At 71.9% G+C, this 14,758-nt stretch carries 15 protein-coding genes and 1 tRNA gene; 13 read left to right on the forward strand and 3 right to left on the reverse strand.

The window, feature by feature from the left end:
* Positions 1 to 198: 198 nt before the first annotated feature.
* Together RKD05_RS13005 and hisS are read left to right on the forward strand one after the other, a co-directional pair.
* Positions 199 to 801, forward strand: a complete 603-nt coding sequence (locus RKD05_RS13005; protein WP_424711846.1) for a MazG family protein — start codon at positions 199 to 201, stop codon at positions 799 to 801.
* 166 nt (positions 802 to 967) lie between these two features.
* Entirely contained in the window at positions 968 to 2,218 is a 1,251-nt protein-coding gene (gene hisS, locus RKD05_RS13010; RefSeq protein WP_424711848.1) for a histidine--tRNA ligase, read from the forward strand.
* A gap of 14 nt (positions 2,219 to 2,232) precedes the next feature.
* On the opposite strand, the gene RKD05_RS13015 is transcribed toward hisS, so the two are convergent.
* Complete coding sequence (locus tag RKD05_RS13015) at positions 2,233 to 2,868, reverse strand: XRE family transcriptional regulator (RefSeq protein WP_424711850.1); 636 nt, start codon at positions 2,866 to 2,868, stop codon at positions 2,233 to 2,235.
* Complete coding sequence (locus RKD05_RS13020) at positions 2,795 to 3,091, reverse strand: helix-turn-helix domain-containing protein (RefSeq protein WP_424710584.1); 297 nt, start codon at positions 3,089 to 3,091, stop codon at positions 2,795 to 2,797. Before RKD05_RS13020 ends, RKD05_RS13015 begins: the two co-directional genes overlap by 74 nt.
* A gap of 124 nt (positions 3,092 to 3,215) precedes the next feature.
* Between RKD05_RS13020 and RKD05_RS13025 the strand changes: the two genes are divergently transcribed.
* The 11 genes from RKD05_RS13025 to RKD05_RS13075 all read left to right on the forward strand — a co-directional run bounded on the left by RKD05_RS13025 (position 3,216) and on the right by RKD05_RS13075 (position 13,460).
* A complete protein-coding gene (locus RKD05_RS13025; RefSeq protein WP_424710586.1) occupies positions 3,216 to 4,661 on the forward strand; it encodes an MFS transporter in 1,446 nt (481 codons plus the stop codon).
* A gap of 102 nt (positions 4,662 to 4,763) precedes the next feature.
* A complete protein-coding gene (locus RKD05_RS13030; protein WP_424710589.1) occupies positions 4,764 to 5,573 on the forward strand; it encodes an SGNH/GDSL hydrolase family protein in 810 nt (269 codons plus the stop codon).
* Between the two features lie 88 nt (positions 5,574 to 5,661).
* Complete coding sequence (locus RKD05_RS13035) at positions 5,662 to 6,474, forward strand: cytochrome c oxidase assembly protein (RefSeq protein ID WP_424710591.1); 813 nt, start codon at positions 5,662 to 5,664, stop codon at positions 6,472 to 6,474.
* Positions 6,475 to 6,505: 31 nt separating this feature from the next.
* Complete coding sequence (locus RKD05_RS13040) at positions 6,506 to 7,213, forward strand: O-methyltransferase (RefSeq protein WP_424710594.1); 708 nt, start codon at positions 6,506 to 6,508, stop codon at positions 7,211 to 7,213.
* A gap of 61 nt (positions 7,214 to 7,274) precedes the next feature.
* Entirely contained in the window at positions 7,275 to 8,555 is a 1,281-nt protein-coding gene (gene eno / locus RKD05_RS13045; RefSeq protein WP_424710597.1) for a phosphopyruvate hydratase, read from the forward strand.
* Between the two features lie 268 nt (positions 8,556 to 8,823).
* Positions 8,824 to 9,324, forward strand: coding sequence for an FtsB family cell division protein (locus tag RKD05_RS13050; protein ID WP_424710600.1), 501 nt, complete (start codon positions 8,824 to 8,826; stop codon positions 9,322 to 9,324).
* A gap of 49 nt (positions 9,325 to 9,373) precedes the next feature.
* Positions 9,374 to 9,892, forward strand: coding sequence for a DUF501 domain-containing protein (locus tag RKD05_RS13055; RefSeq protein WP_424710602.1), 519 nt, complete (start codon positions 9,374 to 9,376; stop codon positions 9,890 to 9,892).
* Positions 9,889 to 11,205, forward strand: coding sequence for a S8 family serine peptidase (locus RKD05_RS13060; protein WP_424710604.1), 1,317 nt, complete (start codon positions 9,889 to 9,891; stop codon positions 11,203 to 11,205). The genes RKD05_RS13055 and RKD05_RS13060 overlap by 4 nt, the downstream gene beginning before the upstream one ends.
* Positions 11,206 to 11,213: 8 nt before the next feature.
* Complete coding sequence (locus RKD05_RS13065) at positions 11,214 to 12,596, forward strand: NAD(P)/FAD-dependent oxidoreductase (protein ID WP_424711852.1); 1,383 nt, start codon at positions 11,214 to 11,216, stop codon at positions 12,594 to 12,596.
* A gap of 89 nt (positions 12,597 to 12,685) precedes the next feature.
* Positions 12,686 to 12,759 (forward strand) — tRNA-Leu (locus tag RKD05_RS13070).
* Between the two features lie 131 nt (positions 12,760 to 12,890).
* Complete coding sequence (locus tag RKD05_RS13075) at positions 12,891 to 13,460, forward strand: LemA family protein (RefSeq protein ID WP_022879785.1); 570 nt, start codon at positions 12,891 to 12,893, stop codon at positions 13,458 to 13,460.
* Positions 13,461 to 13,478: 18 nt separating this feature from the next.
* On the opposite strand, the gene RKD05_RS13080 is transcribed toward RKD05_RS13075, so the two are convergent.
* Entirely contained in the window at positions 13,479 to 14,747 is a 1,269-nt protein-coding gene (locus RKD05_RS13080; protein ID WP_424710607.1) for a winged helix-turn-helix domain-containing protein, read from the reverse strand.
* Between the last annotated feature and the right edge of the window lie 11 nt (positions 14,748 to 14,758).

Consider the following 14,758-nt stretch of genomic DNA (forward strand, 5'->3'; position numbering starts at 1 on the left):
CAATGCAGAAGAATCCGCGTCGGGCCCGCCGTCGTGCCGCGGGATTCCGGGGAGTCGGGGACTCGGCATCCGGAATCTCCTTCGTCGTGTCCGCCGCCGGTCGGTGCCGGCGGGGGCATAGTGGGGCACGAGCGGTGCACGGATGCCGCCGGAGGAGGGGCCGTGAGCGACGACGCGCTGCGGGAAGCCGCCGAGACGATGCGCGCGGTGCGCGAACGCTGCGTGTGGACGCAGACGATCGACCACCGCGACCTCGTGCCGTACCTGGTCGAGGAGAGCGCCGAGGTGATCGACGCGGTGGAGTCCGGCACCCGCGCCGACCTCCGGGAGGAGCTCGGCGACCTGCTGTGGCAAGTGCTCTTCCACGCCGAGATCGCCGCGGGCGACCCGGAGGATCCGTTCGACATCGACGACGTGGCCCGCGGGCTGACCGAGAAGATGGTGCGTCGGCACCCGCACGTGTTCGGCGACGCCGTGGCATCCACTCCCGAAGAGGTGCTCGTGCACTGGAACGCCGCGAAAGCCGCCGAGAAGCGCGAGCGCACGAGCGTGCTGGACGGCGTCTCGGAGCACATGCCGTCGCTCGCCCTGGCGCAGAAGCTGCTCGGCAAGGCCGCGCAGGTCGGCGTGGTGGCGCCCGCGCACCGGCTGGCCGACCCGGCGACCGAGGCCGAGCTGGGGGACGCGCTGCTGGTGCTCGTCCAGCAGGCCCGCGACCACGGTTGGGATGCCGACCGCGCCCTCCGCGAACGCCTCCGCTGCCTGTCGGCCGAGGTGCGCGCCGCCGAGTCCGGGGTCTGAAGCGCTAGATCACGTGATCTGGCTGAGATCACGCGTCGCGACGCCCCATGGCGGGTGCTATCGGCGAGTTCACGTGATCTGGCGGCCCTCCGCGACACGCACGCACGGCCCCGGCACGCGAGCCTGGAACAATGGGGACGTGGCATCCGTGAACCCGCCGCGCGGCATGCGCGACTTCCTCCCCGCTGACAAGGCCCGACGCGAGCGCGTGCTCGCCGTCATCCGCGAGCGCTACCGCGCGCACGGCTTCGACGAGATCGAGACGCCCGTCATGGAGGAGTACTCGCGGCTGCACGCCGGCATGGGCGGCGACAACGAGAAGCTCTCGTTCAGCATCCTCAAGCGGGGGATGGATGCCGAGGCGATCCGCGCCGCGGCCGAGGATCCTGCCGCGCTCGCCGACCTGGGTCTGCGGTACGACCTGACCGTGCCGCTCGCCCGGTTCTACGCGAGCAACCGCGCCCAGCTGCCGACGGTGTTCCGCGCGATCCAGATGGCGCCCGTGTGGCGCGCGGAGCGGCCGCAGAAGGGCCGTTACCGGCAGTTCGTGCAGTGCGACATCGACATCATCGGCGACGCGTCCGCGCGCGCCGAGGCCGAGCTGATGACGGCGAGCCTCGACGTCCTCGACGCCCTGGGGCTCGAGGGCGGCATCGTCCGGGTCAACGACCGTCGCGCCCTGGACGCGATGCTCGACGTCTTCGGGTTCGCCGCGGACGAGCGGCCCGGCGTGCTCATCACGATCGACAAGCTCGACAAGGTCGGGCCTTCGGGTGTCGTGGCCGAGCTCCGCGAGCGGGGTGCGACTCCGGATGCCGTCGACGCCTTCGCCGCCTACCTCGACCGGCCGAGTGCGGACGATGCGGGGTTCGACGCGGCGGGCATCCGTGCGGCGCTGCCGGCCGGCATCCCGGACGAGATCGTCGACCACCTCGTCGCCCTCGGCGACACGGTCGCCGCCGCGCGCGGTGCCGAGGCTCCGCTGCGCTTCGACCCGTTCCTGGTCCGCGGCATGGGGTACTACACGGGCACGATCTTCGAACTCGCGCACCCGAGCGTCGACTACTCCCTCGGCGGCGGCGGGCGCTACGACGGCATGATCGGCCGATTCCTCGGACAGGACGTGCCGGCGGTCGGCTTCTCGATCGGCTTCGAGAGGATCGTCGATCTGCTCCAGGATGCCGACGACTCGGGCTCCCGCTCCCTCGTGCTGGTGCACGATCGCGACGTGCCGCTCGCGCAGCTGCTGCGGATCAAGGCCGCCCTCGTCGCGGACGGCGCCCGCGTGCGACTCGAGCAGCGACCGAAGAACATGAAGGCCCTGCTCGAACGTTCGAGCGCCGACGGTTACACGTCCTTCGCGACGGTCGGCGCCGACAGCGCCGTCGAGTCGCTCGAGATCAAGCCGCTCGGCTGACCTCCGGACTCTTGTCAGGCCACGGCGCTGATGAGGGCCTGATCGGGGTGCTCGGACGCCAGCCGTTCCAGACGCGCGGCCGTCGCGGCATCCCTCGGGGAGAACCACACCACGCGGGACCCCAGGCTCTCGTCGACCCACGCGCTCGACATCTCCAGACGCAGCTCGCCGACGCGACCGTTCACGATGTGCTTCACCGAGTGGCGTTCGCTGCTCACGTCGCCGTGGCTCCACAGCTCGGCGAAGCGCGGCGAGGCCCGCTCGAGGTCGGAGATGAAGCGCTGCCACGACGGCTCGTCGTGGTGCCGGCCGTACGCGGACCGCAGGCGCGCGGCCATGCGGCGTTGCGCGTGCTCGAGGTCGACGTGCGCGCGCTGCCACGTCTCGTCGGTGAAGAGCAGCACAGCGCAGTTCCGCCGCTCGGCGGGCAGGGCGTCCAGATCGCCGAACAGGTACCGGTACGAGCGGTTGTAGGCGCGGATCTCGAAGCGCGACGTCTGCAGCGCCGCGGGGTACGGAAGCAGTTTCTCGAGCAGGTCGAGGTGCGGGGTGTCGACGCATCCGCGCGCTTCGCGCTCAGGCCGGGGGAGGTCCGCGAGCGCGAACAGGTGGTCGCGCTCGTCGTCGGTGAGCCGCAGAGCGCGCGCGATGGGCCCCGACGACCTGGGCGGATGCCGCGATCGGGCGGCCCTGCTCGAGCCACGTGTACCAGGTCAGACCGACGCCGGCGAGCTGCGCGACTTCCTCGCGTCGGAGACCCGCGACCCGGCGGCGGGAGCCGTCCGGCAGGCCCACGTCGGCCGGCTGCAGCCGTGCGCGCCGACCGCGGAGGAACGCCGCGAACTCGGCGCGGGCGTCGTCGGATCGGGTCATGGCGTCTCCTTCCGACGCGAGCATAGGGGGCGAGGCGGACATGCGCCGCGCTGAGGGGAGTGGTCTCGGTACCAGGATGAGGAGACTCCTGGTACCAGGATCCCGCACCCTTCATGCTGGCACCATGACCACTTCCGCGCACCCCGCCACCGGCGCGTCGCCCGTGCCGGCGGCATCCCCCTCCCCGGCGGTCCCCACCTGGCGCTACATCGGGTTCCTGCTCGGACCCGGCGTCGGGACGTTCGCCTTCAACGCGGTCACCGTCATCCTCCCGACGCTGCGCGACCGCTTCGGTTCCGACGACGTCTCGCTCGAGCTCGTGATCGCCGGGTACGGGATCCCCTTCGCGGTGCTCCTGATCCTCGGCGGGCGCCTGGGCGACCGCTTCGGCCGTCATCGCCTCTACACGGTGGGAATGGGCCTGTTCCTCGTCTCGGCCGTCGCGTGCGCGTTCGCGCCGTCTGTCGCGATGCTCATCGTGGCGCGCGTGGTGCAGGGGGTGGGAGCCGCGCTCTGCACGCCGCAGGTGCTCGCCACCATCCAGGCGACCTCGAGCGGAGCCGCGCGGACCCGCGCGATCGCGGCCTTCGGCGCGAGTGGCGGCATCGGCTCGGCGGTCGGCCAGGTGGCCGGTGGCGCGCTCGCCGCGACGAGCTTCGGCGTGGTCGACGGCTGGCGCGCGGTGTTCGTCGTCGTGGCGCTGGTGGCCGCCGCCGCGATCGCGCTGTCGCCCCTCGCGCCGCGGAGTCGGTCGCACGAGCACGTCGCTATCGATCTCGTCGGAACCGCCGCGCTGGGCATCGGCATCCTGGCCGCGTCCGTCGCGCTGACGTTCGGCCCGGCCTGGGGCTGGTCGTGGCCGGTCTACGTCGTGCTGCTCGTCGCCGCGGTCGCGCTCGTGGCGATGTGGCGGCACCAGGATGCCGTGGAGCGCAGCGGTCGCGTGCCGCTGCTGCCCCCGAGCGTCCTGCGTCTGCGGCCGCTGCAGCTCGGGCTGCTGTCGGCGGCGCTGTTCTTCGCCGGGTACTCGGCGCTGCTCTACGTCTTCCCGCGCGCGGTGGAGGCGGGCGGCATGACGTCGCTGCAGGCGGGCCTGGCGCTGCTGCCGTTCGCGGTGGTGTTCGCGGCGGTGTCGCTCACGGTCGCGCGCGTGCAGGCACGCCTGGGCGACGCGACGCTGGCGTGGGGTGTCGGGCTGCAGCTCGTGGCGCTCGTCGCGATGTCGGTGACCGTGGTGCTGGCCTGGGGTTCTGACATCGGCCTGTGGTTGCAGCCAGCCCTGGTGATCCTGGGCGCGGGCCAGGCGCTGATCTTCTCGCCTCTGACGCAGCTCGTCGTGCGTGAGGTGCCGGTGCGGGCCGCGGGGCTGTCGGGCGGCATGTTCAGCACGGCCCAGCAGATCGCGCTGTCCTTCGGTGTCATCGTGATCGGCGGGGTCGTGTCGTTCACGCACGTCGAGGGCCGCGACGAACTGCTCGCCGGCCTCGGGCTCGACATCGTCCTCGCCGTCGCGGTGCTCGTGCTCGCGCTCGTGCTGCGGGCGCGGGGGCGGCGTCGCGTCGAAGCCTGAGCCGGGCGCGGGGGCTGGGTCCGACGCCTGAGCCCCGCGCACGGTCCCCTCGCGCCGAACGGACGTCACCCGCCGTTCACCCCGGCGCGATGGAATGACGCCATGCGCAGGCGTCGGCCGATCACCGTCACCGTCGCGTCGTCGGTCGCGGTGCTCGGTACGGCGGCGGTGGGCGTGCGCACCCTCATCGCCCGACAGGCCGCGATCGCGCGCCGCCGCATCGGCAAGCCCCTCGGGGAGCAGGCGCTGGATGCCGACCGCGTGTGGCGCCGCAAGAAGCACCCCGGTCCGCCGGTCGAGCTCCTGCTGCTCGGGGATTCGATCGCGGCGGGTCTGGGCGCCGGACACCGCCGCGACACGCTCGGCGCCCGGCTCGCGAAGGGCATCGCCCGCGCAGAGGCGCGGCCGGTGCGGCTGCGGACGGCCGCGGTGGTCGGATCCGAGAGCTCGGCGCTCGCCGGGCAGCTCGCGGCCGTGCCGTCGGACTACCGAGCCGACGTCGCGGTGATCGTCGTGGGCGGCAACGACGTGACGCACCGCGTCCCGGCGTCCCGTGCCGCGGAGCAGCTCGAGGGGATCGTGCGCGCGCTCCGCGACGTCGGCGTGCCGGTGGTGGTCGGCACGTGCCCCGACCTGGGGACGCTCCGTGCGATCCCGCAACCGCTGCGCGCCCTCGCGGCGCGGTCGTCGCGGCAGCTCGCGGCGGCTCAGGCGGCGGCGGTGCACCGCGCGGGCGGCCGCGTCGTCCCCCTCGCGCGGGCCGTCGGGCCCGTGTTCGCCGAGCGCCCGGACGAGATGTTCAGCGTCGACCGCTTCCACCCGAGCGCCCTCGGCTACCGCCGCACGGCCGAGGCGCTGCTGCCCGCCGTCCTCGCCGCGCTCGCGGCGGCCGCGGTCCCGGCAAACGCATAGCCGTCCGGCCTACCGTGACCGCACGCCTCCTCTGACCGTTCTCCTGACCACTTGGCACGCCGCGCCCGTTCCGCTCGGCGTGATCGTCGTGGCATCCGCTCTCTACATCGGCGGGGTCGTGCGGGTGCGACGTCGCGGGGAGAGCTGGCCGGTGCTCCGCACGATCGGCTTCTTCGCGCTCGGCCTCGCTCCCTACACCGTGATCGAGCTGGGCTTCCTCGGGGTGTACTCGTCCGAGCTGCGGTGGGCGTTCTCGACGCGCATCGCGCTGCTGATCTTCGCCGTCCCCGCCGGCATCGCAGCCGGCCGCCCGCTCGATCTGTACTCGCTCGCGACCGGCGACCGGGGCCGCGCGCGCCTCGACCGGCTGCTCGCGACGCGCCTCGTTCGCATCACCGGCAACGCGATGGTCGCCACCGTCGTCATCGCCGCGGTGTTCTGCCTGTTCCTGACGCCGGTCGCCGGCATCCTGCGCGTGAACCCCGTCACCGAGGCCTCGCTCGGGATCGTCGTGCCGCTCGTCGGACTCGCGATGGTGCTGCCGATGATGGCGCTCGGCGCCGTCCACACCGGCACCTTCATCGCGATCGAGTTCCTGCTCGCGTTCGTCGAACTGCTCATCGACTCGGTGCCGGGTCTCCTGATGCGTCTGAACGACTCGGTGCTCGACCTGATCCCGGATGCCACGCAAGCGGCGGCGTGGTGGCCCTCGACGCTGCACGACCAGCACCTCGCCGGCGATCTCATCTGGTTCATCGCCGAGTTCGCCGACGTGCCGATCCTGGTGATCCTCATGATTCGGTGGATGCGCACCGACCGGGCCGAGGCGAAGAGCTACGACGACCTCTCCGACGAGGAGTACGACGAGATGACCCGGGCGCACCTGCACGGACCCCGTTGACCCGCACGGTTCCCGTCGCCAGGCTGGGGGAGTGCCTACCCACGACGACGTCGACGGCTTCCTGACCGACACCCTGGTCGGTGACGACCCGATCCTGGATGCCGCGCTCTCCGCGCAGCGGGACGCCGGGCTCCCCGCGATCGAGGTGTCGCCGGTCAGCGCGAAGCTCCTGCACCTGCTGGCGCGGATCAGCGGCGCACGGCGGGTGCTGGAGATCGGGACGCTCGCCGGTTACTCGACGATCTGGCTCGCGCGCGCGCTCCCCGACGGCGGTCGGGTCGTCACGATCGAGGCGGAGGAGCGCAACGCCGCCATCGCCCGCGCGAACCTCGAGCGGGCAGGCGTCGCCGACCGCGTCGACATCCGGGTGGGCCGCGGCACCGACGTCCTGCCGACCCTCGCGGGGGAGGAGCCGTTCGACCTGGTCTTCGTGGATGCCGACAAGGAGTCGAACCCCGTGTACCTCGACTGGGCCGCGCGGCTCGGGCGCCCGGGCACCGTGGTCGTGCTCGACAACGTCGTGCGGGCCGGGGCGGTCGCCGATCCGCCGCTCGGGGACACGAAGGTCGCCGGGGCGCGTGCCGGCGTCGTGATGCTGGGCGATGACCCCCGCTTCGACGCCACCGCACTGCAGACGCTCGACCGCAAGGGGTGGGACGGCCTGGCGATCGCGGTCCTCACCGACGCCGTGGCATCCGGGACCCATCCCGACCACATGGACGGCGACCGCGGTCACTAGACTCGATCCCGGACCGACGACGCTCCGCCCTCTTCCACCCAGAACCAACGAGGAGTCCTTCGTGGCACTTATCGAGGCTGTCAACGCGCGCGAGATCCTGGATTCGCGCGGTAACCCGACCGTCGAGGTGGAGGTGCTCCTCGACGACGGAATCGTCCAGCGCGCGGCCGTCCCCTCCGGCGCGTCCACCGGTGCTTTCGAGGCCTACGAGCTGCGCGACGGTGACAAGAGCCGTTACGGCGGCAAGGGCGTCCTGAAGGCCGTCGCCGCGGTCGTCGACGAGCTCGGCCCCGCGATCGAGGGTGTCGAGGCCAGCGAGCAGCGCATCATCGACGAGATCCTCATCGAGACCGACGGCACCGAGAACAAGTCGCGCACCGGCGCCAACGCCATCCTCGGCGTCTCGCTCGCCGTCGCCAAGGCCGCCGCCGACAGCGCCGACCTGCCCCTGTTCCGCTACCTCGGCGGCACCAACGCGCACCTCCTGCCCGTGCCGCTGTTCAACGTCATCAACGGTGGCGAGCACGCCGACAACGGCATCGACTTCCAGGAGTTCTTCCTCGCGCCCATCGGTGCCGACACCTACAGCGAGTCGCTCCGCTGGGGCACCGAGGTCTACCACGTCCTCAAGGGCGAGCTGAAGTCCGCGGGCTACAACACCGGTCTCGGCGACGAGGGCGGCTTCGCCCCCGACCTGCCCAGCAACCGCGAGGGCCTCGACTTCCTGATCCGCGCGATCGAGAAGGCCGGCTTCACCCCCGGCCAGGACATCGCCGTCGGCCTCGACGTGGCCGCCACCGAGTTCTACAAGGACGGCGTCTACACCGTCGAGGGCAAGGCGTGGAGCGTCGACGAGCTCGTCGACTACTTCGCCGACCTCGTCGCGAACTTCCCGATCGTCACGATCGAGGACGCGCTCGCCGAAGACGACTGGGACGGCTGGAAGAAGCTCACCGAGACCATCGGCTCGAAGGTCCAGCTCGTCGGCGACGACCTGTTCGTCACCAACCCCAAGCGCCTCCAGCAGGGCATCGACCTCGGTGTCGCCAACTCGCTCCTGGTGAAGGTCAACCAGATCGGCACGCTGTCCGAGACCCTGGATGCCATCGCCCTGGCGACCCGTTCGGGCTACACGTCGATGCTGTCGCACCGTTCGGGTGAGACCGAGGACACCACGATCGCGGACCTCGCCGTCGCCGTGAACGCCGGCCAGATCAAGACCGGTGCTCCGGCCCGCAGCGAGCGCGTCGCGAAGTACAACCAGCTGCTGCGCATCGAGGAGGACCTCGGCGACGCCGCCGTCTTCGCCGGGCGCTCGGCGTTCCCCCGCTTCAAGGGCTGAACGCACCCGCGTGAGGAGGGGGGAGCCGCGAGGCTCCCCCCTCCGTCGTTTCCGGAGCCATTCCTCGGCGGAAGCCGAGCGGATGCCGTGAGCCCGGCGCGTCACCGGGGTGCCCGGTGCGCGCGACATAGAGTCGGATACCGTCCGGGCGTGCACGTGCGCCGGTGAGGAAGGAGACGTCGTGGATCGACCGACGCTCCCGTCCCCGCGAGGGCGGAACGAGACGCCGGCGGCCCCGGCCACGAAGGCGCGCCGTTCGAAGACGCCCGTGAGGCGCGAACCGGTGCGCTCCACCCCGGCGCGCGCGCCGCGCGTCGACGTCCGGGAGTGGCTCGGCGGACTGCGCATCTCGGGCTTCGTCGTGATCATGCTCGGGCTGGTCGTGCTCGGGACGTTCGTGCTTGTGCCCACGGTCGGCACGTACATGGACCAGCGCCAGCAGATCCAGGCGCTGCAGAGCGCCGTCGCGCTGAGCCAGAACGAGGTCGCCGACCTGCAATCGCAGCGCGAGCGCTGGTCCGACCCCGCGTACATCACGACGCAGGCGCGCGAGCGGCTGTTCTATACGATGCCGGGCGAGGTCGTGTACCTCATCGACGACGACCTTCCCGCGTCGCAGGCCCCGCAGGAGCAGCAGGACGTCTCGCAGGATGTCGGCCAGACGCGCACCGACTGGATGTCGCAGCTCGTGCGGTCGGTGACCTCGGCCGGTGCGGCGCAGGTGGCGGCACCGACCATCGGCGTCCCGGACCCCGCGCCGACCCCCTGATCGACGGTGCCGACCGAGCGTGTCGGGGGCGCCGGGTACCCTGGAACCGATGACTACGCCGCTGATTCCCCCCGCCTCCGACGCCGATCTCGACGTGCTGCGGTCGCAGCTGGGTCGTGTTCCGCGCGGGGTGATCGGCATCGCCGCGCGCTGCGTGTGCGGGAACCCGACGGTGGTGGCGACGTCGCCCCGTCTCGACGACGGCAGCCCGTTCCCCACCTTCTACTACCTGACGCACCCCGCGGCGACGGCGGCGATGTCGGTGCTCGAGGCCGGGCACGTCATGAAGGAGTTCTCCGACGAGCTCGCCGCCGACGACGACCTGCGCGCGGCCTACCTGGCCGCGCACGAGGCGTATCTGCGCGACCGCGCGGCCTACGGCGAGCCGGAGGAGATCGCGGGGATCTCGGCGGGCGGGATGCCGACGCGCGTGAAGTGCCTGCACGCTCTCGCCGGGCACGCGCTCGCGGCCGGTCCCGGAGTCAATCCGATCGGCGACCGCGCCCTCGCGCGGGGCACGTGGTCGCCCGAGCGGTGCGAATGCGAGACCCCCGGGGCGGGCGGATGAGACGCGTCGTCGCGGCCGTGGCATCCGTCGTCCTGGGCGCGGTGCTGCTGACGGGCGCGGCGGCGACCCCGGCTCCGAATCCGCAGCAGTCCACCGACCCCACCCGCGCCGCGGAGTACTGGCTCGATCAGTACGGCATCCGCGAGGCGTGGAAGACGACGCGCGGCGCGGGCCAGAAGATCGCGATCATCGACACCGGGATCGCCCGCGGGCCGGTGGAGTTCACGGGCGCCGTCGCGGGCGGCACCGACGTCTCCGGCGTGGGAGCGGCCGACGGACGCACGCCGGTCGGCGCGGTCGACGCCAACCACGGAAGCTGGGTCGCCTCGCTCGCCGCGGCGCGCGGCACGGGCGATCAGACCGGAATGATCGGCGTCGCCCCGGACGCGCAACTGCTGTCCATCTCCGTCGGCTTCGGCTCGGTGACGTCGAAGCCCTTCACCGAGCAGATCGTGGATGCCATCCACTGGGCGGTCGACCAGGGCGCGACGGTCATCAACATGTCGCTGACGACCAACACGCTCGACTGGGACCCCAGTTGGGACGAAGCGTTCCAGTACGCCTTCGATCACGACGTGGTCATCGTCGTTGCGGCGGGCAACCGGGGGAGCGGAACGTCCCGCGTCGGTGCTCCCGCGACGATCCCCGGCGTGCTCGCCGTCGGCGGGGTCGACCCCTCCGGCACGGCCAGCAACGACGCGTCGACGCAGGGCATCACGATCGGCCTCTCCGCCCCGAGCGAGCGCCTCCTCGGCGTCTCCGCCGACGGCACCCTCGTGCAGTGGAACGGGACCAGCGGCGCTGCGCCGATCGTCTCCGGGATTGCGGCCCTCGTCCGCGCCGCCCATCCAGATCTGAACGCCGACAACGTGCTGAACCGGCTGATCCGCACCGCCAAGCCGGCCGCCGGTGCCGCACCCGGCCAGGACAAGCTCTACGGCTACGGACTGGTGGATGCCGCCGCCGCGGTGTCCGCCACCGGCGTGCCCACGGTGTCCGCGAACCCGCTCGGCGACCTGGCGGAATGGGTGCGGCTGTACCGCCGCGCGAACGCCCCGGCGCCCACCGGCTCACCGACCGCCGCGCCCGTCGACATCCCGCCGCTGCCGCCGGTCGAGTCGGCTCCACAGGCGGCCTCCCCGCTCCTCCCGACGCGCGACAGCCTGCTGTACGGGACGCTGCCGCTCGCGGGCGCGACCCTCGCCGCTATAATGATCACGCTCGGCGTCAGTGCTGCTGCCCGGCGTATCCGTAAGGCGCGCACATCTCGCGAGCCGAGCCGCATCACAAACCAGGAGTCTCTTCCATCGTGACCAGCACCGTGCCCAAGATCCTCATCGTCGGCGGAGGCTACGCGGGTTTCTACACCGCGTGGAAGCTCGAGAAGCTCCTCGGCCGCAACGAGGCCGAGGTCACTCTCGTCGACCCGCTGCCGTACATGACCTACCAGCCGTTCCTCCCCGAGGTCGCGGCCGGCGAGATCGAGCCCCGCCACGTCGTCGTCGGCCTGCGCCGCCACCTCAAGCGCACCACGGTCATCGCCGGAAAGGTCACGGGCATCGAGCACGCGACCAAGACCGCGACCATCACCCCGATCGTGGGCGACGAGACCTGGACGCAGGAGTACGACCAGATCGTCGTGACGGCCGGTGCCGTGTCGCGCACGTTCCCGATCCCGGGCATCGCCGAGAACGCCATCGGCCTCAAGACGATCGAGGAGGCCGTCGCGATCCGCGACCGTCTGACCTCGAACTTCGAGAAGGCGTCGGTGCTCCCGGCCGGTCCCGAGCGCGACCGTCTGCTCACCGTCGTCGTCGTCGGTGGCGGCTTCGCGGGCATCGAGGTGTTCGCCGAGCTCCGCGCCTACGCGTCCTCGCTGCTCAAGCAGTACCCGACGCTCGCGTTCGACGACACGCACTTCCACCTCATCGAGGCCATGGGCCGCATCATGCCCGAGGTATCGCAGAAGACGAGCGAGTGGGTGCTCGCCGACCTCGCGAAGAAGGGTGCGTTCGTGCACCTCGACACGCAGGTCAAGGGCGCCGTCGACGGCGTCGTCGAGCTGTCGACCGGTGAGCAGCTGCCCACCGACCTGATCATCTGGACCGCGGGTGTCATGGCGAACCCGACGGTCGTGCGCGGCAGCGACCTGCCCGTCGAGGAGCGCGGTCGCATCCGCACCCGTCCCGACCTCCGCGTCGGCACCGACGAGGAGGTCGTCGAGGGCGCCTGGGCCGCCGGTGACGTCTCGGCCGTCCCCGACCTGTCCGGTGGTGGCGTGGGCGGCTTCTGCGTCCCGAATGCGCAGCACGCGGTGCGCCAGGGCAAGCTCATGGCGAAGAACATCGTCGCGGTGCTCCGTGGCGAGCAGCCCAAGCAGTACTTCCACAAGAACCTGGGTGCCGTCGCCGGCCTGGGTCTGTACAACGGTGCGTTCCAGTCCGGCAAGATCGCCCTCACCGGCCTCCTCGCCTGGTTCGCGCACCGCGGCTACCACGGCCTGGCGATGCCGACGTGGGAGCGCAAGTTCCGCGTCGTCGGCGACTGGGTGCAGAACTTCTTCCACGGCCGCGAGACCGTGTCGCTCGAGGCGGTCCAGAACCCCCGCGCGACCTTCGAGGAGTTCGCGGCGCGTCCCCGCCCCGCGCAGCCCGCGGCCGACGCCCCGGCCGAGAAGAAGCCCGAGGCCGTCGCCGCCAAGTGACACCGCTCGAAACCCCCGCACCTCGCGTGCGGGGGTTTCGTCGTTTCCGGATGCCGTCCGCCCGCGCGCTACGGTGGATCGAGGCATCCGCCCCCGTAGCCCAATGGCAGAGGCAGGCGACTTAAAATCGCTCCAGGTGTGGGTTCGAGTCCCACCGGGGGTACCGCGGGGGCGTCGTTCAGCCGTATCGAGTCGCCTGCGTGCGTATCGACTGAGAGTCGGCCCCAGGCCCCTGGCGGGCGATGGCCGCGCCGTTAGGATTGTCCGGGCAGTCGTCGAACGGAGAACCGGAACATGTGGGAGTGGCTCGTTCCCCTCATCGTGATCGTCGCGATCCTCGTGATCGCGGGAATCTATCTCTGGGCGACGTACAACTCGCTCGTGTCCCTGAATGTGCGGGTCGACGAGGCCTGGAGCGACATCACGGTCCAGCTCAAGCGGAGGGCAGATCTGCTGCCCAACCTCATCGAGACGGTGAAGGGCTACGCCGCGCACGAGAAGGCGGTCTTCGAGAACGTGACGCGGGCGCGCGCCGAGACGATCTCGGCGCAGAGCCCCGCCGAAGCGGGAGTGGCCGAGGGACACATGCAGCAGGCGCTGAAGTCGCTGTTCGCGGTGGCCGAGGGCTACCCGCAGCTCCAGGCGAGCCAGAACTTCCTGCAGCTGCAGCAGTCGATCGTCGACACCGAGGACAAGATCCAGGCCTCGCGCCGGTTCTACAACGGCGGTGTCCGCGAGCTGAACACCAAGATCAAGGTGTTCCCCAACAACCTCTTCGCCCGCCAACTGGGCTTCCAGGCCCGCGAATTCTTCGAGGTCGTCGATGGCGCCGCGATCTCGGAGCCGCCGCGCGTCCAGTTCTGACGCTTACTCCGATGCCCCCTACGCCCCCACGGGCGAGGGGGCCTCGTCGTCCGTGGGCGCGGAAGGGTGCTCGTGCCGCTCCGCGGCGAGGGCACCGGCCAGGGCGTCCGAGGCATCGCCCCATCGCGACACCGTGACCCGCTCCAGCCCCTGCCACTGGGCGGCGGTCCGCAGTTCCGCGGCAAGCCGCTCGGCGGCATCCGCGGGTGCGCAGTGCTCCCACCACGCGGACTGCACGCGCAGCGCGGAGGCGGCCCGGTCGGCCTTGAGGTCGATGCGCCCGACGACGTCGTCGCCCACGATGACGGGCAGCGAGTAGTAGCCGAAGCGCCGCTTCTCGGCCGGGGTGTAGATCTCGATGCGGTAGTCGAAGTCGAACAGGCGCTCCGCGCGCTCGCGGAACCACACGACGGGATCGAACGGCGTCAGGAGGGCCGTCGCGTCGATGCGGCGGGGGCGGGCGGCATCCCGATGCAGCCACGCCTTCGCGGGCCTCCCGGCGACCGTCCAGCCCTCGACGGTCACGGGCTCGAGCTCGCCGGCGTCGACGAGGTCGCGCACGGCGGCGAGGACCGCGGGACGATCGCGGATGCGCCAATAGTCGGCGAGGTCGGCCGCGGTGGCGACGCCGTAGGCCGCGGCGGCGCGGCGGACGAGCTCGGGAATGGCCTCGGACCGCGGCACAGGGGAGTCGAGCGCCGCCGGCGGCAGCACGTCCTCGGCCAGCGCGTAGCGCCGCTCGAAGCCGCGGCGCCCGGCGATGGCGACGTCGCCCATGAGCCACAGGCGCTCGAGCCCGTTCTTCACGTCGTCCCAGCCCCACCAGGAGCCGCGCGATCCCTCCCGGGCGTCGTGCTCGATCTCGGCAGGCCGCAGCGGCCCGCGCGCCGCGAGTTCGTCGCGCAGCCATTGCAGCAGGCCGGCGTTCGCGCGGGCCCAGTCGTCGTCGCCGTACTTCTCGCGCGCGGCGTCGCGGCGGAACTGCAGCAGGGGCCAGTCGGCGACGTCGACGAGGGATGCCACGTGCGCCCACGACTCCACCCACCGGGGGCGCCGCGAGAACGCGAGGCGGTCGAGGAGCGTCGTGTCGTAGGCGCCGAGGCGGGCGAACAACGGCATGTAGTGGCTCCGCGAGAAGACGTTGACGGAGTCGATCTGCAGGATGCGCATGCGCTGCAACGTCGCGGTGATCTGGCGGGTGCCGACGGTCGTGGGACGGGCACGGCCGAACCCCTGGGCGGCGAGCGCGATGCGACGCGCGTCGGCGCGGCGGAGGGTCGTCGTCATGCACTCCACCG

Origin of the sequence: Microbacterium sp. SLBN-111 (assembly GCF_049739645.1) — a bacterium.
Classification (GTDB): Bacteria; Actinomycetota; Actinomycetes; order Actinomycetales; family Microbacteriaceae; genus Microbacterium.